Consider the following 22,337-nt stretch of genomic DNA (forward strand, 5'->3'; position numbering starts at 1 on the left):
TCACGCTTGCTCTATCCAGATAATCCAAGCCGCACGCGAGGAATTGGCGCAAGACTGCAGCCCCTGGATCGACACGAAAGATCGATGCCTATACATCGCAGGGGAGAGGTGCAACATGCAACGTTTGAAATATCCATTGGCGCTCGGCGCCGCTTTGGGCAGCAGCTGGATGCTCACGTGCGCCGCATATGCCCAGGGCTCGTCAACCGACGCAACTGCCGGGCCTGATTTGGAGGAGGTGATTGTCACGGCACGCATGCGCAGTGAGAGCCTGCAGTCGGTACCCATCGCCGTGTCGAGCTTCGGTGAAAAAATCATTCAAGACGCCGGCATCGAGCGGCCGGCCGATTTCATCGCACTGACGCCGAACGTCTCGATCGCCGAATCCCAGCAGCCGGGCGTGAACTTCATCAGCATCCGCGGCGTCTCCCAGATTCGCAACGGCGAGTCCCCCGTGGCGGTGGTGGTCGACGGCGTGCTGCAAACCGTGAGCAATCAGTTCAATACGGATCTGTTCGACCTGCAACAGATCGAAGTTCTCAAGGGCCCGCAAGGCGCGCTGTATGGGCGTAACGCCATCGGCGGCGCCATAGTGATTACGACCAGAGAGCCTTCGAACGACTTCGAAGGACAGCTTTCGCTGGGCAGCGGCAATGGTGGTCAGGCCAAGGCGCAGCTCGGAGTCAGTGGACCGATTGTCGAGGACAAGGTCTTCGCCAGCATTTCCGGCTCGTTCAAGAACCGCGACGGCTATCTGAAGAATGTTTTCTTGAACAACAAGGTCGACCCCTACAACAGTCGATCCGTTCGCGGCCGCGTCATTCTGTTGCCGACCGAGACCTTCAAGGTCGACTCCCGTGCCTCCTATGACAGAACCCATGCGGGTGCGCTCTATTTCACGCGTAACAACGTGGATGCCTCCGGCTTCTACGTGTACTACCCGAGCGTGCGCTCGGATGCGAGCAAGCCGGGTTCGCCGGACGATTACGGGCCGCCGCTCAACTCCAACATCAATGGCGACGCGTTGCGAGAGATCTTCTCCACCGCCCTGAAACTGGATCTGGAGACGAGGCTGGGCACGCTGACTTCAACCTCGTCCTACGACACGGTTGCGGAATGGGATACGGGCGACGCCAGTCCCTACACAAGTGCCGTTGCGGGAACTCAGTCGAGCGATTTTGACTACCACGTCAAGAGCACGGAACTGCGGCTGACTTCGCCGAGCGAGCAGCAGTTCCGCTACATTCTTGGCGCCTACTATCTCGATCTGCATCGCGTTGCCCAGCGCAACAATGGCCGGGACATGGGCAGCGGCGTCGTGCTGCTGGGCTACAACGACGCCTCGACGGTGAATCCGTCGACCAACAATACCGCCGATGACAATAACCAGCGCTCCTACGCGTTCTTCGGTCAATTGAACTACGATCTGACGGACTCGTTGGAACTCTCCGGCGCCCTTCGTCATGACCGCGATGAGCGCGACACTCTGAACATCTCGCATCCAAAAGACGCCAATTCGTTCGCAACCTATACGCCGGTCGGAACGCCGGGGAAGTATCGCAAGGCTACCTTCGAGGCTTGGCAGCCAAAGGCTACTCTGCGCTACAAGATCGACCCGGGCTCATCGGTCTACATCAGCTATTCGCAAGGCTTCCGCAGTGGCGGGTTCAATCAGGATGGGGTGCGTGAGGTTGCCCTGAGAGCCAATCCGAACAGCACGGTCACCGATGACTACCAGAAGGAAATCACCACGACCTATGAGGCGGGCTGGAAAGCTCAATTCCTGACTCGCACGCTGACGGTGAATAGTTCGATCTTCTATACGAAGTTTGAAGACGCTCAGTATTTTGTGTTCATTCCCGAAGCCAGCGCGCAGATCATCACCAATATCGATGCGGCCGACATGAAAGGCTTCGAGGTCGAAGTCAACTATAGGCCGATATCCGGTTGGGAAATCTTCGGCAACATTGGCTATACGGACGCCGTCATCAAGGCCTATGCCGCTCAGCCGGCTTCCGTCGACAAGACGATGCCCTATGTTCCCAAGCTGGGATTCAATCTCGGCACTCAGTACGCGTATCCGCTGACGGATACGCTCGAGTTGATCGCCCGTGTCGACATGCATCGCAAGGGCAGCCAATACTGGGAAACCTCGAATACCGCGGGCGAGCGCTCTGCCTTCAATCTCTACGACGTGCGGCTTTCGCTTGGCGACACGATCAACAAGTGGCGTGTGAGCGCCTGGGCCAGAAACGCCTCCAACAAGAAGTACAACGCCGAGTTCGTGGCGGGCGGCTTCACCTACCCGGCTGAGCCCAGGACCTTCGGTCTCGACTTGGATTACCGCTTCTGAGCCGGCCGGCGACGGTCAGCTGTCGAGCCGCAGCAGGCGCGGCAGCTGACCGGTTCGACGCCGCTGCTCGAGCCCGAACACAAACGGAGTAACAGTCTTGCGCGCAGCAACTGATGTCGGGGGAACTTTCACCGATCTCGTCTACTACGAAGTCGACCCGCAGACCGGCCACAGTGGCGGGGTGAAGCTCGCGAAGGTCGACACCACGCCGCCGAACTTCGAACAGGGCGTGATCAATTCCCTGGAGAAGGCCGGCATTTCACCCGCCGCACTCGAGTTCTTTGCGCACGGCGCTACCGTCGTCATCAATGCGATCACGGAGCGCAAAGGAGTGAAGACCGCGCTCATCACGACCGCTGGCTTCCGGGACGTCCTCGAGATCGCTCGCGGCAATCGCCCTGACCTGTTCAACTTCGCCTTCCGCAAGCCCAAGCCTTTTGTCGAGCGGCATCTGCGCGCCGAACTGGTCGAACGAACTTCGTTCAAGGGTGAAATCCAGCAGGGCGTTCAATTGGATGAGCTGCCGCGGATGCTCGAGCGCTTTCAAGCCGAAGGTGTTCGAGCGATCGCCGTCGCCTTTCTGCACTCCTATATGAACCCGACTAACGAGCGGCTGGTAGCAGCCCGCATCAAGGAGCTGTGGCCTGAGGTATCCGTCCTGGCGTCGCATGCGGTGAGCAGGGAATGGCGAGAGTACGAGCGGATCAGCACCACTGTGCTGTCTGCCTACGTCCATCCGATCACCGAGAAATACATTGAATTGCTGGAAGCGAAGCTGGCGACATCCGGCTTCGCGGGCAAGCCCTTCATAATGCAATCGAATGGTGGCATTGCCACGGCCAAGGCCGCCAAGCAAAACCCGGTGACGATGGTTGAATCCGGGCCGGCCAGCGGAATCTTCGCGGCGGCGTACATGGGCAACGCGATCGGCGCGCAGAATTTGATTGTCCTGGATATCGGCGGGACCACGGCCAAGTGCACGCTGGTCGAAGACGGCGAGGTGAAGGTTTCGACCGAATATCACATCGAAAAGGATCGCAAGAACCCAGGCTATCCGATTCAGACTCCTGTCTCGGAGATCGTGGAAATCGGCAATGGCGGTGGATCCATCGCGTGGATCGACGGGGGCGGGAAATTGCACGTTGGCCCGCACTCGGCGGGAGCGCGGCCTGGGCCGGCGGCGTACGGGCGCGGCGGCGTCAATGCCACGACAACTGACGCCAATCTGGTGCTGGGGCGCATCGATCCAGCGAGCTTTGTTGGCGGAGAGCGCGAGCCCGCGTGGGCCGCAGTTGATGCGGCATTCTTGCCGCTGCAATCAGCTTTGAGGATGAGTCGCGAGGAAGTCGCACGGGGTATCATCCGGATCGCCAACGCGAACATGACGCGTGCGCTGCGCCTGGTTTCGATCAACAAAGGCTACGATCCGCGGGACTTCGCACTAATGGCCTTTGGCGGTGGGGGTGCGATGCATGCCGTAGCCTTGGCAGAGGAGCTCAGGGTTCCTCATGTGATCATTCCCGTGAATTCCTCGGTGTTTTCCGCCTGGGGGATGCTCCTGACCGACCTTCGCCGCGACTATCTGCGCACCAAGCCCAAGCCGCTCCGCGATGCTTCGGCCGACCTGGTCGCGACATTCAGTGCGCTCGAAGCCGATGCCCGCGCTGATTTTGCGGATGACGACACGCCAATCGATCAACAAGAGCTGACATTCGACTACTACCTCGACATGCGCTATGTCGGGCAAGAGCATACGGTCAAGGTGCCTTGCTTCGGCATAGCGGCTCGCCAGCCCGACCTTGCTGCAACGGCGCAGGCCTTTCACGCGGCGCACGAGAAGCGGTTCACCTATCGGCTCGACAGCGCGATCGAGCTCGTCAACTTTCATTTGGTCGCCAGGATGGTGGTTCCCAAGCCCGCGCTCACCGAAAAGATGAGAACCGGCCGCAACCTCGATGCCGCGATTAAGGGTCGTCGCCGGGTCGACTTCGACGACCACGGCGTGCACGACGCGACCATCTACGATGGCTTGCTGCTCGAGCCAGGCATGGAATTCTTCGGTCCTGCGGTAATTCAGGAGCCTTCCGTCACCTGCGTGGTGCCCCCTGGGAACAGGGTCACCATCGACGCTTTCGGCAACTACCACATCCATCTGCCTTGCGGCGGGGAGGCCTGATCATGACAGCCAATGTTTTCACGTTGGAGATCATCAAGGACTCACTGGTCGCAGTCGGCGACGAAATGTTCAATGCAATGCTTCGGACCAGCATGAGTCCGATCATCTATGAGAGCACCGACTTCGCGGTCGGGGCCACTGACGCCTCAGGCAACCTGCTGGCCCAGGGCAATGGAGTGACCGCCTTCCTCGCGGCGCTCGACACCGCCGTCACATCCACGTTGCAGCATCATGAGCCCAGCGAGATCCGGCCAGGCGATGTCTTCATCACCAATACGCCCTATGAAGGAGGCGGTACGCATCTCTCCGACGTCGCGATCCTGATTCCGGTGTTCCATGGCGACACGTTGATTGCCTGGACGGTGAACAAGGCTCACTGGACCGAAGTTGGGGGCGCCACGCCGGGCAGCGTGTCGACGACTGCGACCGAGATCTTTCAGGAAGGTCTGCGTTTCACGTTCGTCAAACTCTACGATCGGGGCCAGTTGAATCAAGCTCTGGTGCAAATCATTCGCGACAATGTTCGGCTTCCCGACTCGACGCTTGGCGACATGCGTGCGGGTGTGGCGGCCGCGCGCGTCGGCGAGAAGCGCATCCTGGAACTGGTCGCCAAGTATGGTCGCGCCTCGGTGCTGCGCGCCATGGATGAACTGCTCGACTATGGCGAAAGGATGACTCGAGCCGCGTTGGCGAAAATTCCCCACGGCGTCTATTGCGCTGAAGATCTCATCGAGGATGACGGCCTGGGCAACGGCCCCTTTGCGGTCAAGGTGAAGGTGGCTGTGAGCGCCGACAAGATCGTGGTCGACTACACTGGATCGGCGCCGCAGGCTCGCGGACCCATCAACTGCTCCTACGCGGGTCTGATCACCGGCGCGCGTTGCCTCTTCAAGGCCATCACCAATTCCGAGATTCCAGCCAACGGCGGGTGCTTCCGCATGTTGGACGTGATCTGTCCGCCCGGGACCCTGCTCAGCGCCATCGAGCCTGCGCCCGTCTCGCTCAACTACGAGGCGAGAAACGCCGCGATCGACGTGTTCTGGAAAGCGATCGCGCCGGTCCTGCCGGATCGTCTGCCGGCCGGGCATCAACGCTCCGTCGGCGCCACATTTATTGCAGGCGAGCATCCTGACAGCGGCGAGTTCTTCGTGATGGGCGAACCGCTGGTCGGCGGTTGGGGGGCATCCCAGGATTGCGACGGGGATAGCGGCCAGTTCTGTTGCTCGAACGGTGAAACCTTCAATATTCCCTGCGAGCTGTTTGAAAGCCGCTACGGATTGCAGGTCGTACAGTACGCCTTTCACGACCAAGATGGCGGCGCTGGCGAATTCCGCGGGGGCAAAGGCGTTGTCCTCGACTACCGAGTGACGGCAAAACAAGTCTATCTCACCTATGCGGCGTCACGTACCTCATCGCGACCATGGGGCGCGTCGGGAGGGCAGGACGGCTCGAACAACTATGCCGAAGTACATCGTCGCGACGGATCGATCGAGCGTTACAACATGTGCACCACGGTTGCGGTGAAGTACGATGAGATCATCCGCATCTATACCGGAACGGGCGGCGGTTATGGTGATCCGGCCGCTCGCCCTCGTGAGCGCGTCGAAAGCGACCTGAAGAACGGCTTCATCACTCTCGCTCAGGCTGCCGAGCACTACGGCTATCGACCAACCTAGCCGCCTCGAGCCGGAACACGCGCCGTGCAGGAGGCTGCGTAGGCGGCCGGACTTCATTCAGCGTGCCGCGCCAGGCAAAGGAGATCGTATCCCTTCATCTCTTTGGGCGGCGGCGCCGGATAGGCTCGCTTGCTGTGAGTCAGGCGGGTGCGGGCAAGAGCGGCGGCGGAGAGGACCGTGAGGGGAGTGGAATCGATCACGGGCACGTTCATGCCTCGCTGGCGGAGGGCGTCCTCCATCATTCGGTCCATGTCTTGAAAACATCCGCACCCCAGGACGATCACGTCGGCTCCGTCCTCGACAATTGCCGCGGCGGCGCAGTCCACCAGTCGTTCGAGCGTGGCTGTGTGGTCATCCTCAATTGCGAGCACTGGGATGTTGGTCGGTCGCACAGAGGCCAATTTGCTATCGAGGCCATACAAACGAGCTTTGATTTCGTACGTCACCCGGCGACGCTCGAGCGTGGGCAGAACGCTGAAGCGGTGGCCCAGCATCGCGGCGTAGTGCATTGCCGTTTCCCCTATGCCGAGCACTGGGATGGATACAGCTTCGCGAACCGCGTATAGCGCGGGATCGCCCATGCAGACGATCACGATCGCATCGGCTCCGTCGTTCTGGGCGCGGATGGCGTTCTCGATGACTCCCGCCCCGCAGAGCAACTCGTCGAACTCGCTTTCGATGGAAGCGGGTCCACGGGTGATGTGGGATTGGGTGATCCGCAACTCAGGACCTTCGAGATGGCGCAGGCCGGCTGCGAATTCGAACTCGGTCGTGGTTGGCACGATGAGGTGGACCGTCACCATTGCGAATGCCTCCGGGTGAGAGCGCATGTTAGAAAAGACTACTATACTATAAATTATGCTATATTCTGCAACGACAAGGCGGCGTGCACCAGGCGCTGCGGGCGGTCAAGAGCAAGGTCGAATGGCACGCAAGCGAACTTCAGGACGCAAAGACAGGATCAACATCGGCCCGGCCGTCCGAGTGAGGCGCAAAGAACTCGGCCTGACGCTGAAGGAGCTGGCCGAGCGCTCGGGTCTCTCGGTCGCGTTCATATCCCAGATCGAGCGCGGGGTGACGAGCCCGTCCATCATCTCGCTTCTGCAAATCTCGGAGACGCTGGGCGTGGCAGTGAATTACTTCGTCGAAGCCACGCAGAAGGAGTGCTTGATCAAGCGCGGGACCGACCCCGAATACATCGAGGTCGACTCCCCGATCACCTATATCCGGCTGAGCAATGCCTTTCCGGAGCAGAAGCTCGAGCCGCTGATCTTCGTTCTGCCTCCAGGCCATGTTTCCCAGGCTGACAGTATCGGGGAAAGACATCTCGGCGAGGGCTTTCTGTACATGTTGAATGGCTCGGTCACCGGCGAATACCGGCGCACGTCCTTCACCCTGAAGGCTGGCGACAGCATGCACTACCAACTCTCGAGCTCGCTCTCCCTCAACAATCCCAACAAACGCGAGGCAAGAATCTTGTGGGTAGGTTCTGTTGTCTTGTTTCCACAGGCGAGCTGACATGAGCTCACGGCATCACTACGCGGAACCTGGGCGAGCATCGACGCCGACGAGCGGACCGCGAGTGGATGTCGCTGCGCCCGATGAGGGTTACCCTGCCGCGACGAGGGCGTGGTTCGCCGTCCTCATGCTCATGACTCTCTACGTCTTTTCTTATGTAGACAGAACCATCCTCACGTTGCTGGTCGATCCGATCAGACAGGATCTGCAGATCACGGATACGCAGATCAGCCTCCTGCACGGCTTGGCTTTCGCTCTGTTCTACACCCTTCTCGGCCTGCCGATCGGTCGGCTGGTAGACAGTCGTCACCGTATCGGCATCATCTCTCTGGGCGTCCTGATTTGGAGCGTGATGACTGCCGTCTGCGGGTTGGCAAAGACCTTCTGGCAGTTGTTTCTAACGCGAATGGGAGTCGGAGTGGGCGAGGCGGCCCTTTCGCCGGCCGCCTATTCGATCATCAGCGACTACTTCCCGCCCGACAGACTGTCGCGCGCCCTCAGTATTTATGTCATGGGCACATATCTTGGGATGGCGTTGGCCTACCTAATCGGCGGCGGTGTCATGGGCACCCTGCACGGCTTGCCGGCGTTTCAGTTTCCCATCATCGGTCCGCTCGAAGCGTGGCGCGTTGCTTTCTTGATCGTCGGTTTGCCTGGGTTGGCGCTCTGTGTGCTGGTGTGGACGGTTCGGGAGCCGCGCCGGCGTGGCGCTCTTCGGAAAGCGGGAGCCCAAGTCCGGTCCGTCCCGCTCCGCGAGGTTTTATCATACGTCGCTCTCCATCGAGCAACGTATGTAACCCATTTCTTGGGATTTGGGCTGCTCTGTCTGCTGATCAACGGCATGGCGCTGTGGACACCCACGTTCCTGATTCGGCTCCACGGTTGGAGCGTCGGGCAGGCCGGCGCCGGGTACGGCTTGATGATCGGGATTTTCGGAGGAGCCGGTGTGGTCGCCGGCGGATGGTTCTCCGATCACCTCCAGAAACGCGGCGTGCGCGGCGCCTGCTTCGTCGCCGCTGCTATCGGATCGGCTTGCGCCATCATTCCGACGGCGGTGATGCCGCTGATGTCTTCGAGCGCTTGGGTGCTGGGGCTGATGGCGCCGGCGCTCTTCTTTGGAAGCTTCCCATTCGGGCTCGCGGTGTCGGCGATCCAGCAGATCACCCCGAATCAGCTGCGGGGGCAGGTATCTGCCATCTACCTGTTCTTTTCGAATTTGCTCGGAATCGGTAGCGGGCCTTTGCTGGTGGCGCTAGCCACGGACTACGTCTTTGGCAACGACAGCGCGCTCGGGTATTCGATGTCCATCGTCGGCGGCTGCGCAGCGCTCTTGGCTACGGTTGTGCTGCTCGTCGGTATACGACCCTACATCTCGAGCCTCGAGCGCGCCGAGGCTTGGAAGCGCGAGAGCACCTGAAATGCCCAGTGTGCAAGCACCCGAGCAGCGCGTGGCGATTGTCACCGCAATGGGGACGATTACCGTTGGCATCGACGTCGCCGCGGCTCCGGTCACAGCCGACAACTTTCTGAAGTACGTGCGGTGCGGGCTGATCGGCGGCACATCGTTCTACCGCATTGCTGCGCCTTGCAACCAAGCCGCGGAGAAAAACAAGATCAACATCATTCAGGGAGGGTTGAGCGAAGACCTGCCGCCGCCATTTTCTCCGATCGAACATGAGCCCACGTGTCGGACGGGCCTGCGGCATCGCAAAGGCACTCTCTCCATGGCGCGTCGCCGCCTGGGATCCGCTGCTGGCAGCTTCTTCATCTGTCTCGGCGATCAGCCGGAGCTGGATCACGGCGGGCGACGCCACCCGGACGGGCAAGGATTTGCGGCATTCGGTCAGGTCCTGGACGGCATGGAAGTTGTTCGTGCAATCTGGATGTTGGCCGAGTGTGACTTGATGCTCCGCCAACCCGTCCCGATCCTCTCGGCAGCGCTCATGATGTAGCCTGGCGATGCGGCGCGTGGTTGGACCGAGTGCCATGTTGAGAGTCCTTGCGTCGAAGAGCTTGATGATGTGCTGCTGAATCGAGTGTCGCGAGCAACTCGAGCATCGGCGGCCACGAGAAGAACCGATTTGAATGGAACGCAAGCCGCTCTGTATTTGCCTATGAGCGATCGAATGGCCCGGTGCTTCCAGTTGGCGTTTCGTGGCGTCCAAGGCCCGTTCGACGACTGACGCGTACCAGACCTGACATCTGCTGGTTCAAGTCGACCATGCAGGCCGGCGCAAGGTCGAGGGCAGCTGTCGTGACATCACGCACGTGCCGCTCGTCCTATCCATTTTTTGACGCGACCCCACCCACGCCGGCCCCGGCGCTGGAGGTCGACGCGTGTAGTCTAGCTACCATAAACGACTACATCCCGGGGAAAAACATTGCGTATCGGGATCGACGTGGGCGGCACCAACACTGACGCCGTTCTGATGGATGGCCGCCGGCTCGTCGCCTGGGCGAAGCGTCCGACGACGCGGCCGGTCGAGACCGGAATCATGGCCGCGCTGAGCGCGGTCATCGCCGACAGCGGCATCGCGAGCACCGATGTTCGCATCGTAATGATCGGCACCACGCACTTCACCAACGCATTCGTGGAAGCCCGAGGGTTGCTGCATGTCGGCGTGATACGGTTGGCAAGTCCTTCGGGTGAGGCGTTGCCACCGATGATCGGATGGCCGGGACCACTGCGAGAGGCGGTCGAAGGTCGTACGTTCATGCTCCCCGGCGGTTACGAGTTCGATGGTCGGGAGATTGCTCCATTCGACGGGGCGCGCGTGCGCGAGGCGGCGCGCCAGTTGCGGCGTCAGGATCTGCGGGCCATCGCGATCAGCTCCGCCTTCGCTCCGGTGAATTCGGGCATGGAGGAGCGGGCAGCGGCCATCGTGCGCGAAGAGTTCCCCACAGCCAGCATTACCCTGTCGAGCAGCATCGGGCGAGTCGGGCTTCTCGAGCGTGAGAACGCCGCGATCATGAATGCTTCGCTGGCCTCGCTCGCCTCGGAAGTCGTCGTCTCGTTTCGGGAAGCGCTGCAGCGGCTGGGGATCAAAGCGCCGTTCTTCGTAACGCAGAACGATGGCACGCTCATGTCGGCGGACTGCGCAGAACGCCTGCCGATTCTTACGTTTGGTTCCGGGCCGACCAACAGCATTCGCGGCGCGGCGTTCCTGACGGGGCGTCGCGATGCAATCGTCATCGATATCGGCGGCACGACCAGCGACATAGGCGTGCTCGCCAAAGGCTTCCCCCGCGAATCTTCATTGTCAGCGGACATTGGTGGCGTGCGCACCAACTTTCGAATGCCGGACGTGCTCGCGATCGGTCTCGGCGGTGGCACGCGCGTGCATTTGCCGTCGCGACTGTTCGACGCCGCGGGCCTTTCGGACTGCGATTTCGCCATCGGTCCGGACTCGGTCGGTTTGCGCCTGCCGCAGGATGCTTACTTGTTCGGCGGGGAAACATTGACCATGAGCGACGTCGCGGTTGCGGCGGGCTTCGCTGACTTCGGCGATCGCCAACGGGTGCCGAGCTTGTCGCAGCCGGTTCGCGACGCGATTCTGGCGCGCGCGCGCCTCATGATCGAAAGCGGCATCGATCGTATGAAAACAGCGAGCGGCGACGTGCCGGTCGTGGTTGTAGGTGGGGGCGCGTTCCTGCTTCAAGAGACTCCGCGCGGAGCATCCACACTCGAGCGGCCCGAGCACGCTTCAGTAGCGAACGCCATCGGTGCCGCGATCGCTCAGGTCGGCGGTGAAGTGGATCGGGTGTGCTCGTACGCCGCAGGCGGTCGCGAGACTGCGCTTGCTGAGGTTCGCGCAGAGGCAGTGCGTGTTGCGGCGGCAGCGGGCGCGGCGCCGGCAACGATAGAGATCATCGATATGGATGAGGTCGCCCTCAACTATCTGCCCGGCGAGACAGTGCGTGTTCGCGCTCGGGCGGTAGGCAATCTGGAGTTCATTTGAATGCGTGGCATGCGCGACGTTGCGTCCGATCAAATTGAGGCAGCATCGATTCGAGGCGCGCGCGAGCTGACTGTCGATGACGTGCGAGACATGGCCTTGGGCGCGTCATTCCTCGGTTCCGGCGGCGGTGGCTCGCCACGAGCAGTGTTGCTGCAGCTGGAGGCGGCGTTTGCCGCAGGTCAGCGCATTTCGCTGATCGATCTCGCCGCAGTGCCGGACGATGCGCTAGTTGCGCCATGTGGCTGGATGGGGGCGCCCACGGTGTCCGATGAAAAATTGCCAAACGGCTCCGAAGCGGCTCGCGGCTTGCTCAGGCTGGAACAGGTCAAGCACCAGCGCGTGTATGCCGTGTGTCCGATCGAGATCGGGGGTAGCAATGGGCTGTCTCCGCTGCTGCTGGCGGCGCAGCGCGGCCTTCCGGTGGTCGACTGCGACGGTATGGGACGTGCATTTCCTGAATCGCAGATGGTCATTTTCAACGTCCACGGCTGTACTGCAAATCCGGCCATCGTCACCGACGACAAGGGCAATACGTTCGTGTTCGATGCGGCCAGCAACGCCGAGGAGGAGCGAATCCTGCGCGTCATGTCGATTGCGATGGGCGGCGCCTGTCACGTCATCGACTACGCGGGCAGCGGGTATCAAATGAAGCAGCATGCCGTGCGTGGCACGGTATCGCTCGCCATTTCGATTGGCCGGGCGCTGCGGCTAGCGCGTCGTGCGGGTCAGGACCCGTTCCAGGCTCTGATCGACTGTCTACGCAACTCCAGCTATTACTGCTATGGCGGGGTGCTGGTCGATGGCAAAGTTGTCGATCTGCAACGCGCAACCACCGGCGGCTTCGCGGTCGGCCGCTGTGTCCTCGAGGCGTTCGAATCCGCCGAGCGAATCGTGGTCGAGTTCCAGAACGAAAATCTAATCGCGCGTCGCGACGATGCCGTGCTCGCATCGGTACCCGATATCCTGACCTTCCTCGATCGTGAGACCGCCGAACCTGTGGCCACCGAGCAGCTGCGCTACGGCCAGCGGCTGAAGCTGGTCGGTGTGAGTGTGCCGCCGATCCTGCGCAGCGAACGCGCACTTGCCGTTCTTGGGCCGCGGGCTTTCGGCATCCCTGAAGCCTATCGACCCATCGAATCCATCCAGGGCTGGTCGCATGACCGATCGCTTCTGCATTCACCCGCCCGGGCCTGAGCCTGCAGCGGTAACCAGGGGAGACAGAGCTATGAAAAAGACATTGGCAGGTATCGCAGCTTCGAGCGTGATGATGACGCTGCTACCTCAGTACGCGGCAGCGCAGGACGCAAGCGCGCTCGAGGAAGTCGTCGTCACCGCGCGCAAGGTGGAGGAGAATATCCAGCGCACGCCGGTGGCGGTGACTGCGCTGACCAGCAGCACGCTCGAACGCCTCGCGGTGACGAACCTGAGCCAGATTGACCATCTCGCCCCCAACCTGCAGGTCAGCCCGGGCTACTCGGGCAGCAGCAGCGGCGCCAATTTCTATATTCGCGGCATCGGCCAGACCGATTTCGTCGCGACCTCCGACCCCGGCGTCTCCTTGTATCTCGACGGCGTGTACCTCGGGCGCACCATCGGCGCCGCCATCGACACTGCCGATATCGCGCGCATCGAAGTTCTCAAGGGACCGCAAGGAACGTTGTTCGGCAAGAACACGATCGGCGGGGCGATCAACGTCGTTTCGCAACTGCCCGATCCCTCGCGCGGCGGCTATGTGGAGGCCACGCTCGGCAACTTCAACCGCACCGACGCGCGTTTCTCGGCCAACATGGCGCTCGCGGGCAATCTGACTGCGAAAGTTTCCGGCGTCTTCCGCAAGAACGATGGTTTTGCGAAGCGTGAGCTGGACGGCGTTCGACTTGGAGACGCCGAGGATATGAGCGGTCGCGTGCAGCTGCTTTGGCGGCCAGGGGATTCCACCGAAGTGCTGTTCAGCGCCGATGGATCGCGCCGTCGGGCGCACATCGCGGCCCATGGCGCAACGAACGTGGCCGCAAGTGCGGGTGGCGACTACTTCCAGCAGCTGACGGGACTCAACGTGCTCGACTTCCCGCCTTCAGCCGACCGGCGCACGGACAACACGACCAGCGTTCGACCGAATGACGATGTCGACGTGCTGGGCGCCTCGATCGAGGCGACCTGGAGTCTCGGCGGCGTCAGCCTGAAGTCCATCACCGCGTATCGATCCATGGAAAGCGAATCGGCGTCCGATTTCGACGGCACGCTGGCGATCTACAACGACCAGGAGGTCGGTCAGGACCAGGACCAGGTGAGCCAGGAATTCCAGCTGTCCGGCGCCACCGAGCGGATCAAGTGGCTGCTGGGCGCGTACTTCCTGCAGGAAAACATCGACGAGTCGATCACCAACCGCTACTACGCCTACTACGCCTTCCTGCCGTACGGAGCCGGTGCCACCCAGAACAACCACCTCGAGACACGCAGCTACGCGGCGTTCGGGCAGGCGTCCATCCAGCTCACGCAGCGATTGAGTGCGACAGTCGGAGCGCGCTGGACCCAGGAGGAGAAGGTATCGACGCTGAGCAACTACGATCTGGCCGCTCCCTTCCGGGTGACAGGTAAAGAGAGCTGGGATAACGTCTCGCCACGACTGGGTCTTGAATTCCAGGCGACCGATGACCTGATGCTGTACGTCTCCGCGACGCAGGGCTTCAAGAGCGGCAGCTTCAACGGCCGGCCGGCCGCCGGCAACCAATTTACTTCCTACGACCCGGAGGAAGTGCTGGCCTACGAAATCGGCCTGAAGTCGCAGTGGCTGGACGATCGCGTGCGGATGAACATAGCCGGTTTCTTGAACAAGTACGAAGACATCCAGCTGCTGACCGTCGGCGTCGACTCGGGTGGCAACCTGTTCTTCCCGGTCGACAACGCGGGGGACGCCGATATCGCCGGCTTCGAGGTCGAGCTGCAGGCCCGCGCCACCGATCGGTTGACGCTCACCGGCAGCATCGGCAACGCCGAGGAAAGCTGGCAGCGCATCGCGCCGGTGGCGTTCGTGACGGAACGCACGCGACTGCCGAGCCTGTCGCACTGGAACTGGCGCTTGGGCTTGCAGTACGAGCAGCCGATCGGCAGCCAGGGTTCGTTGATTTTTGGCGGCGACTACAGCGAGCGTTCCAGCTATTACCAGACGACGATCAACTCGCCGTTCGAGCAGGAAGACGGCTATGGGCTGCTCAATGCGTTCGTGCGCTATGCGTCGGCCGACGGCCGCTGGGAGCTCAATCTCTGGGGCAAGAACCTGACCGACGAGACCTACATCACCTGGGCGCAGGATCTGATCGCCATCGGTGACTCGCACACCAGCGTCTGGTTCGGGCGTCCGCGTGAATACGGCGCCACGTTGCGCTTCAACTTCTAGAGAGAATTCCCTTGAGCAAGCTGAGTTCGCTGGTAGAGGATTTCTCGACCAAGCCGGTGCCGGGCGCGCAAACCGTCAGCGCCACGCGCGTGGCGCTGATCATCATCGGCATCAGCATTGCGCTGCCGGCATTCGTCGGCGGCGCGCAGCTGGGGACGGCGCTCGGGTTCGAACGGGCGGTGCTCGCCTTCACCGTCGGCGGCCTGATCCTGTCGGTCGTTGCGAGTCTGACGGCTCTGGTGGGCGCCCAGACGCGCCTCAGCACCTACATGATCGTTCAGTTCGCGTTCGGCACGGGCGGCGCACGGCTGGTCAATGCGATCTTCGCCGGCACGATGATCGGCTGGTTTGGCGTCAATGCAGCTCTGTTTGGCGACGCCATGGTCGCTACTGTCAACCAGATGTATGGTGAGCCGGGCGTGTGGCCGCTGTATGTGGCGGGCGGCAGTGCGCTCATGGTCCTGACCACGGTGTTCGGTTTCAAGTCTCTTGATCGATTGTCGCGGATGGCCGTGCCATTGCTGCTCGTGATCCTGATAGCCATCATGGGTTTCGCACTCTCGCACGGCGAGTCTGCAAACTTGTTCGCCGCACGCACGCCGACCATGAGCGTCGGTCTGGGCATCTCGGCCGTGGCTGGCGGCAGTATGGTCGGCGCCGCCTGCATGCCGGACATGACGCGCTATGTTTCGTCACGGCGAGGGGCCGTCGGCAGCATGTTTGTCTCGTACGGAATCGGAGCGCCGATCATTCTGCTGTCGGCGACGATACCAAGCCTGGTCACCGGTGAGATCGACTTCATGAAGATCCTGCTGGGCCTTGGCCTGGGGCTGCCTGCGCTGTTCGTGCTGGTGTTCGCCACGTGGACGTCCAACGCAGCGAATGTCTATGGAGCTGGCCTGAGCTTGGCTGCGAGTTTCCGCAACGTGCGCAGCTGGCAACTGACGCTGATTGCCGGTGCTCTGGGCACTGGTGTCGCGCTGTCGGGCATCATCGAACTTTTCATGCCGTTCCTGATTGGTCTCGGCGTGCTGATGACGCCTGTCGCGGCGATCTACGTGACCGACTTCTTTCTGGTGGTGCACGGCAAGTACGACGTGGCGACCCTGGAGCGTGGGCCGTCCATTCGATGGCCGGGCTTTGCGGCATGGGCCATCGGTTCCTGCACCGGGTTGTTGACCGCCAGCCAGCACCTGACGCTCACGTTGATTCCAGCGCTGGATGCATTGTTGCTTGCGGGCGTTGTGTACTACGGTTTGATGCGCTGGCGGGCTCCGCACCGCGCGGCAGAATGTGGGAGCAGTTCGTGACACTCGAGATTCACACGATTGCGCCGATCGTCGAGTCATCCGCCATCACGCTGGCGCGGTACCAGGCGCTTCTCGATGTCGAGTGCGCGGACCAGGTTGGAGTGCGTGTCGTCGGCCGCATGCTCGATGCCGGGCCGACTTCGATAGAGAACTTCACGGATGATGCCTTCGCGATTCCAGGCGTATTGCGCGCCGGTATCGCATCGCAGGCTGCCGGGGCGCGCGGCATCCTGATCGACTGCATGCTCGATCCCGGACTTGCAGCGCTACGTTGCGCGCTGGAAATTCCCGTGGTCGGTGCCGCCGAGATCGCATTCCGGCTGGCCGCTACTCTGGGGCACGCGTTCGGCATCGTTGATATCCGTGACGATACCGGCCCGCTGGTCGAACAGCAGGTTCTATCGATGGGGCTGCAGGATCGCTTTGCAGGCGTGCGCGGAACCGGGTTGCACGTCGCTGAGGCTGCGGCGAGTCCCGACGAGACTTTCGCACGAATCGTGGAAGCGTCACGTCGAATCGTCTGCGACAACAATGCCGATGTCATCGTGCTCGGGTGCACTGAGTTCTCACAACATGCGACCGCGCTGCGACAGGAACTTCTCGCCCGGAAACTCAATGTGCCGGTGATCAATCCAACTCGCCTGGCTATTGGCACACTCGTCGCCATCGAGCGCTCAGGCGTCGCACATAGCAAGCGCGCATACCCGACACCGGCAACACGCAAGACACTGCGGGGCTACGACCTGCCGCAGCTGTACGACAGGGCGCGGGACTGAAGAACTGCCGCTGCGGCAGGCGATGCGAGCGCACGAGGGGAGTGCATCAATTGAAAACGATCTACAGTTCAGCTCATCGAGCACACCACGCGGGCAGCGAGCTGTTTGGGAATAAGGTCGTCCCCTGTTACGAGCAGCCCGCGCGCATAGATGCGATCCTCGCTCAGGTCGTCGCGGCGAAGATCGGTCCGGTGCTCGAACCCAAAGATTTCGGCCGCTCACCGATTACAGCTGTGCACACTCCAGACTATGTCGACTTTCTGGAACACGCATGGCAGCAATGGTGTGCGGCGGGTGGCGAGGGCAACGCGGTCTGCAGCTGCCGGCCGATGCCCGACATGAGTCGCCGGATACCGACCTCGATTTACGGCCGGCTCGCCTATTACTCATTTGATTCGACGGCGCCGATCACTGCAGGCGTCTGGTCGGCGGCATATGCAGCGGCCCAATCGGCGCTGACGGGTGCGCAGCTGTTGCTTCAAGGTGAGCGAGCGGCGTTCGCGTTGTGCCGTCCGCCTGGCCATCACGCGTCGAGCGCCTACCTGGGTGGTTACTGCTACCTCAACAACGCAGCGATCGCTGCGCAGTCGCTGGTCGCAGACGACATGACGCGGATCAGCATCCTCGACGTCGACTACCACCACGGCAACGGCACGCAGTCGATTTTCTATGCGCGCGGCGATGTGCAGTTCGTGTCGATTCATGCCGACCCGAATGAGGACTATCCGCTGTTCCTCGGCCACGCCGAGGAAGTCGGCGTGGGTCGCGGTGTGGGCTACAACGTGAATCTGCCGTTACCCCGCAACACGGAACCGCAGCGTTGGTTCGAGACATTGGAAGTCGCTTGCGAACAAGTCATCCGCCATCGGCCGGACGCGCTGATCGTTTCGCTCGGCGTCGACACTTACGAGCACGATCCGATTGCCAGCTTCAAGTTGCGCTCCGCCGATTACCTGCGCCTGGGACAGCGCCTGGCGGCGCTCGGGTTGCCGACGCTGTTTGTGATGGAGGGCGGTTACAATCTGGACGCCATCGGTGTTAACGTCGCCAATGTCCTGCTTGGCTTTGACGCCGCGCCGGCGGTGAAGGCTCGATCGATTGCAGGGTAAATCATGGTCTGCTGAGTGAGTACGCCGCCCCCTTTTCCAACGCATCTCACACTGGCGACTACGCGCCTCGCCCCACAGGACCGTGACGAAGGCCATGTTGTCCGTCGCCGTTTGGTCGGCTGTTTGGACCAGGTGCTGACGCATCGTTTGACGCTCGTCCACGCAGGCGCCGGCTACGGCAAGACGAGCCTGCTGATGCAGTGGTTCAAGGAACTGCGACGCCGGCGCGTGGCCACTGCCTGGCTGACTCTCGGCGAGGATGAATCGAGCCCGGCCATTTGCCTCGCCAATATCGTCGCCTCGTTGGTGGCATTGCGGCACATCGACTTCGATCCCGTATCGAGTCTCGGCCGGCCGGACGAGCGCATTCCGCTGCCCTCGATGGTGGCGGCGTTCGTCAACCTGACACTGGCCCGCCAACAGCCTTTGGTGTTGCTGCTCGATGAGTATCAGCGTGCGCAGTCCACGGATACCGATGCGCTGTTCCGCTCGTTGCTTCGTAGCTTGCCGCGGCATGTCCATTTCGTGATCGCTTCGCGCGGGCCGCCGGCTTTCGATCTGGAGAACCTGCGGGCTCGCGATGAGCTCATCGAGATCGCTGCCGCGGATCTGCGGTTCTCGACAGAAGAGGTTGCGGCGCTGCTGGCTTCATCCGGTGCACAACTGAGCAACACGGAAGCATTCCGGCTGACCGACCGTACCGAAGGTTGGCCCATCGCCGTGCAAATGGCGAAGCTCTGGTTGCGCGGCGACGAGCGGCGGGCGCGTTTGGTGACGGACTTCTCGGGCAGAACTACGGACTTGGCGCGTTACCTCGCGGAGCAAGTGCTCGGGACGTTGCCGGACGAAGTGCAGCGCTTTCTGCTGCATACCTCGGTTCTCGAACGCATCAATGGCGATCTCGCGAACTGCATGACCGGCCGCCGCGACAGCTGGCGGATGCTCGAGGAGCTGCATGAGCGCGATCTGTTCGTTACGGCCGACGGTGACGAGTGCCGCTGGTTTCGCTATCACACGTTGCTGCGCGATTTTCTGCTCGATCGTTTGTCGCGACACGACCCGGACGCCGCGTTGCAGTTGCATCGACGGGCGGCCGACTGGTTCGCGGTGCAGGGCCAGCTCAAGCAGGCGGTGCATCATGCGCTGGCCGCTGCCGATCACGAGCTTGCAGCCAGGTTACTGATAGACGCTGGCGGATGGCGGCTGATCATGGATGGCCGCTTCAACCTGATTCGTCAAGGGATCGATGCCCTGCCGCCGGCAACCGTGCGACGTCATCTGCCGCTGGCCCTCGCGCAGGCATTCCTGTTCGTCAAGGCGGGCGATATGACGCGCGCCCGCGAGTACTTCGCCAGTGTCGATGCGACCGGCCGGGACGGGGAGGGAGACGAGGATCAAACGGCGCGGCAGATCGTCAGGCATATCATCGAAGACTATTCAGATCAGCCGGCCTCGCTGCGAGAAGTCGCTCGGCTGCAGGCGCTGCGGGCGCGGATTCAGCGCCACGACAACGTGGTCCATGCGGTGCTCGCTGATTCGCTGGCCACCAAGTATTACGAGCTTGGAATGTTCCGCGAATCGCTCGAGTGCTGCGATGACGCCATCCAGCGCTACCGTGTCATGGGCTCGTTGTACGGCGAGGTCTTTCTGCGTTTCACGCAGTCCAGAGCGCACTTTGCACGCGGTCGACTGGAAGAGGCGGAAACACTGCTGCGGCAGACCGAGAAGGAGATCGAGCTGAATTTCGGTGCGGGTGTCGACATTGGCGCGCATAGCTCGATCTACATCGCCGAGCTGCTGGTCGAGCGTGGGCAGCTCGAGGAGGCATCGGCCCGGCTGGATCGGGCGCTGCCCATCGTGGAGCAAAGCGAAGGCTGGTATGAGCTCTATGCGGCGGCATATGCAGCCGCAGCCGCCATCGCATGGCAAATGCAAGGACTCGACGCAACGTTGGCGGTTCTGGAGCGGGCTCGCCGCATCGCAGGCGTTCGCTCCATAGCGCGATTGAAGATCTTTGCCGACGCCGCGTCAGCGCACTATCTTTCGCTCGGTAGCTGTTCTCACGACGCCCTCGGGATTGAGGGTGCATTGGCGCAGGTTGCCGAGAGTGAGCTCGCCACCTACCCACAGCGCCTCGGAATCACGATTGCCATCGCGCGCGCGATGGCGGCGCTTGCTCAGGGTGGCAGTGAGATTGCGATCGAGTTGATGGAACAGTTTGTTGGCCGTGTGGAGCGCAGCGGTGATGTTCGCACGCTGGTAACGCTGCTGCTGGTGTCAGCGCAGGCGAGGCTGGCCTGCGGCTGTACGGATGAAGCTGCGACGACACTGGATGCAGCAATTCGCGCGGGCGCGCTGACAGGCATTCGACGGCCGTACATCGAGCACGGTTCGGCGCTGGCGTCGTTGATCGATCGTGTGCTGGCGGGCGATGTGATTCTGCCTGCAGACCGCTATCGCGACAGTTTCCTGCGCGAGCTGCGTCGAGATTTGCAGCGTGCCGAGCGACGGCGTGGATCCGACCGCCTTCTTCTGACACCGGCGGAACGCGACGTATTGCAGGAGCTCGATCGTGGATTCTCGAACAAGGAGATTGCACGCAGGCTCAAGATCTCTCCCAACACGGTCAAGTTTCATACGCGGGGGCTCTTTTCCAAGCTCGGTGTTTCAACGCGCGACGAGGCGGTGCGAATCGGTCGGGAGCGTGCGCTGCTGTCGATAGTGTCCCAGCGCGCCACGAAACTATTGTGAGATGACGAGCGGCAATCGTGTTCTGTCCGCCTGAGGGTATGCACGACGGCTATGCCGCAGACCACCCCACACCATCGACGCCGCCAGCAGCGCTGCTGCCGGCAGCGGGCTGATCACGGGAACTCGGTAGTTCGCCTCCGTACGCAGGCGCTGTTCCAACTCATCGGCGACGCCGAGAAAGCCTGTGCAACCCAGCACGATGGTATCCACACGATCCTGCACGATCATGCGATGCGACTCCAAGTAGAGCAGCTCCGACAACTTCGCCAGGTTGTGTTCGATCTCCAGCACCGGCACGTCGATCGTTCGTACGCTGACGAGCTTCTCGGCAAGGCCGTAGGCCCGTGCATGCGCGAACAGCATCGGACGCACGCTCTCGAGCACCGATACACAGCCGACACGGTGGCCCATCATTGCCGCAAAGTGCAAGGAGGCCTCGCCAGGGCCGACTACAGGAATCGAGACCGCCTCGCGCGCCGGCATCAATCCCGGGTCGCCCATGCAATCGATGATGACGGCGTCGATCCCGGCCTGCTCGGCTTTGAGGGCCTCTACCACTACTTGCGGTGCGGCCAATGCATCGTCGATGGGATTTTCGATCGAAGCCGGGCCGGCCGCTAGCGCGACGATGTCGAACTCGATGCCCAGGTCGGTGAACTGAACGACCTCGGCGAGCGTCGCCCGGCGTTGTTCCTCCGAGACGTCGCAGAGCGGAGTGACGATGCGAATCCGTAACGGATGTTTGCCTACCATTTGCAGCTCCCAGCCGGTCGATGCCGTGCGATCGAGGTGCGATATCCAGTTCTCGGATATGCCAGATCGGGTGCGCTGTCGCAATGCACCTACCCGATTGCGCCCCCCACACCACCCGCTTAGGGAGCCGCTGGCTTGAACGGGTGGCTGGTCCGATCGAAATTGTCACCGTCCATCAGGCTGCGCCAGCCGGTGCCGCGCCTGGCGCTCATGCACCGCGGGCAGCCACCTTTGTCAATGGAGAGTCGTTCACGTTCGCGGCCGGGGCAGGGCTCATCGCGGAGGCCACCCCGACGATGTATGACGACGATTGGGTCGACGTGCACTTGAAGTATTACGAAGATGGCGTTACCGGGCGGCGTCGACTGATTGGTGGCAACATCTCGACTACCCACACAAGGCCCCCTGAGGGTTCACCCGCCAGTGGCGGTAGCAGTGGCGTTGTCATCTCGGGTCGCCGGGGCTATGCGGTCGAGACGAACGTCAAGGCCAAGGTGCTCTGACGAGATCGATCTTGGCGCCATACGCGAACTCGAGGAGCGCTGGCGAACTTAGGGCA

General features: G+C 61.9%; 16 protein-coding genes. 14 read left to right on the forward strand and 2 right to left on the reverse strand.

From position 1 onward, the window contains the following. The first annotated feature begins 115 nt into the window (after positions 1-115). The 3 genes from VGE08_RS07325 to VGE08_RS07335 all read left to right on the forward strand — a co-directional run bounded on the left by VGE08_RS07325 (position 116) and on the right by VGE08_RS07335 (position 6,205). Positions 116-2,353, forward strand: a complete 2,238-nt coding sequence (locus VGE08_RS07325; protein ID WP_331067201.1) for a TonB-dependent receptor — start codon at positions 116-118, stop codon at positions 2,351-2,353. A gap of 97 nt (positions 2,354-2,450) precedes the next feature. Beyond that, positions 2,451-4,529, forward strand: a complete 2,079-nt coding sequence (locus tag VGE08_RS07330; RefSeq protein ID WP_331067202.1) for a hydantoinase/oxoprolinase family protein — start codon at positions 2,451-2,453, stop codon at positions 4,527-4,529. 2 nt (positions 4,530-4,531) lie between these two features. Beyond that, complete coding sequence (locus tag VGE08_RS07335) at positions 4,532-6,205, forward strand: hydantoinase B/oxoprolinase family protein (RefSeq protein WP_331067203.1); 1,674 nt, start codon at positions 4,532-4,534, stop codon at positions 6,203-6,205. 53 nt (positions 6,206-6,258) lie between these two features. Here the strand turns inward: VGE08_RS07335 and VGE08_RS07340 are convergent, their stop codons facing one another. Beyond that, the gene (locus tag VGE08_RS07340) at positions 6,259-7,008 is read right to left on the reverse strand and encodes an aspartate/glutamate racemase family protein (protein ID WP_331067204.1); all 750 of its coding nucleotides are present in this window, start codon (positions 7,006-7,008) and stop codon (positions 6,259-6,261) included. 121 nt (positions 7,009-7,129) lie between these two features. Between VGE08_RS07340 and VGE08_RS07345 the strand changes: the two genes are divergently transcribed. From VGE08_RS07345 to VGE08_RS07390, 10 genes are all read left to right on the forward strand, one after another. Then, positions 7,130-7,723 (forward strand): XRE family transcriptional regulator, encoded by a 594-nt coding sequence (locus VGE08_RS07345; RefSeq protein WP_331067205.1) that lies wholly within the window; start codon positions 7,130-7,132, stop codon positions 7,721-7,723. A 133-nt stretch (positions 7,724-7,856) separates the two neighbouring features. Further along, complete coding sequence (locus VGE08_RS07350) at positions 7,857-9,140, forward strand: MFS transporter (protein WP_331067206.1); 1,284 nt, start codon at positions 7,857-7,859, stop codon at positions 9,138-9,140. Position 9,141: 1 nt separating this feature from the next. Beyond that, positions 9,142-9,675 carry a peptidylprolyl isomerase gene (locus VGE08_RS07355; RefSeq protein ID WP_331067207.1) on the forward strand — a complete coding sequence of 178 codons (534 nt, stop codon included), beginning with the start codon at positions 9,142-9,144 and terminating at the stop codon, positions 9,673-9,675. A gap of 429 nt (positions 9,676-10,104) precedes the next feature. Further along, the gene (locus VGE08_RS07360; protein ID WP_331067208.1) at positions 10,105-11,682 is read left to right on the forward strand and encodes a hydantoinase/oxoprolinase family protein; all 1,578 of its coding nucleotides are present in this window, start codon (positions 10,105-10,107) and stop codon (positions 11,680-11,682) included. After that, entirely contained in the window at positions 11,683-12,876 is a 1,194-nt protein-coding gene (locus VGE08_RS07365) for a DUF917 domain-containing protein (RefSeq protein WP_331067209.1), read from the forward strand. A 31-nt stretch (positions 12,877-12,907) separates the two neighbouring features. Further along, positions 12,908-15,079, forward strand: a complete 2,172-nt coding sequence (locus tag VGE08_RS07370) for a TonB-dependent receptor (RefSeq protein ID WP_331067210.1) — start codon at positions 12,908-12,910, stop codon at positions 15,077-15,079. 11 nt (positions 15,080-15,090) lie between these two features. After that, positions 15,091-16,389, forward strand: coding sequence for a cytosine permease (locus VGE08_RS07375; protein ID WP_331067211.1), 1,299 nt, complete (start codon positions 15,091-15,093; stop codon positions 16,387-16,389). Then, positions 16,386-17,165, forward strand: a complete 780-nt coding sequence (locus VGE08_RS07380; protein ID WP_331067212.1) for an aspartate/glutamate racemase family protein — start codon at positions 16,386-16,388, stop codon at positions 17,163-17,165. The genes VGE08_RS07375 and VGE08_RS07380 overlap by 4 nt, the downstream gene beginning before the upstream one ends. A 50-nt stretch (positions 17,166-17,215) precedes the next feature. Then, entirely contained in the window at positions 17,216-18,274 is a 1,059-nt protein-coding gene (locus VGE08_RS07385; RefSeq protein ID WP_331067213.1) for a histone deacetylase family protein, read from the forward strand. A gap of 15 nt (positions 18,275-18,289) precedes the next feature. Further along, positions 18,290-21,025, forward strand: coding sequence for a LuxR C-terminal-related transcriptional regulator (locus tag VGE08_RS07390; RefSeq protein WP_331067214.1), 2,736 nt, complete (start codon positions 18,290-18,292; stop codon positions 21,023-21,025). Here the strand turns inward: VGE08_RS07390 and VGE08_RS07395 are convergent. Next, positions 21,017-21,778 carry an aspartate/glutamate racemase family protein gene (locus VGE08_RS07395; RefSeq protein WP_331067215.1) on the reverse strand — a complete coding sequence of 254 codons (762 nt, stop codon included), beginning with the start codon at positions 21,776-21,778 and terminating at the stop codon, positions 21,017-21,019. The two genes, VGE08_RS07390 and VGE08_RS07395, sit on opposite strands and share 9 nt — an antisense overlap. 143 nt (positions 21,779-21,921) lie before the next feature. Here VGE08_RS07395 and VGE08_RS07400 point away from each other — a divergent pair, with 143 nt between their 5' ends. Continuing rightward, entirely contained in the window at positions 21,922-22,281 is a 360-nt protein-coding gene (locus VGE08_RS07400) for a hypothetical protein (RefSeq protein ID WP_331067216.1), read from the forward strand. The last annotated feature ends 56 nt before the right edge of the window (positions 22,282-22,337 follow it).

Source organism: Steroidobacter sp. (assembly GCF_036406195.1).
GTDB lineage: Bacteria > Pseudomonadota > Gammaproteobacteria > Steroidobacterales > Steroidobacteraceae > Steroidobacter.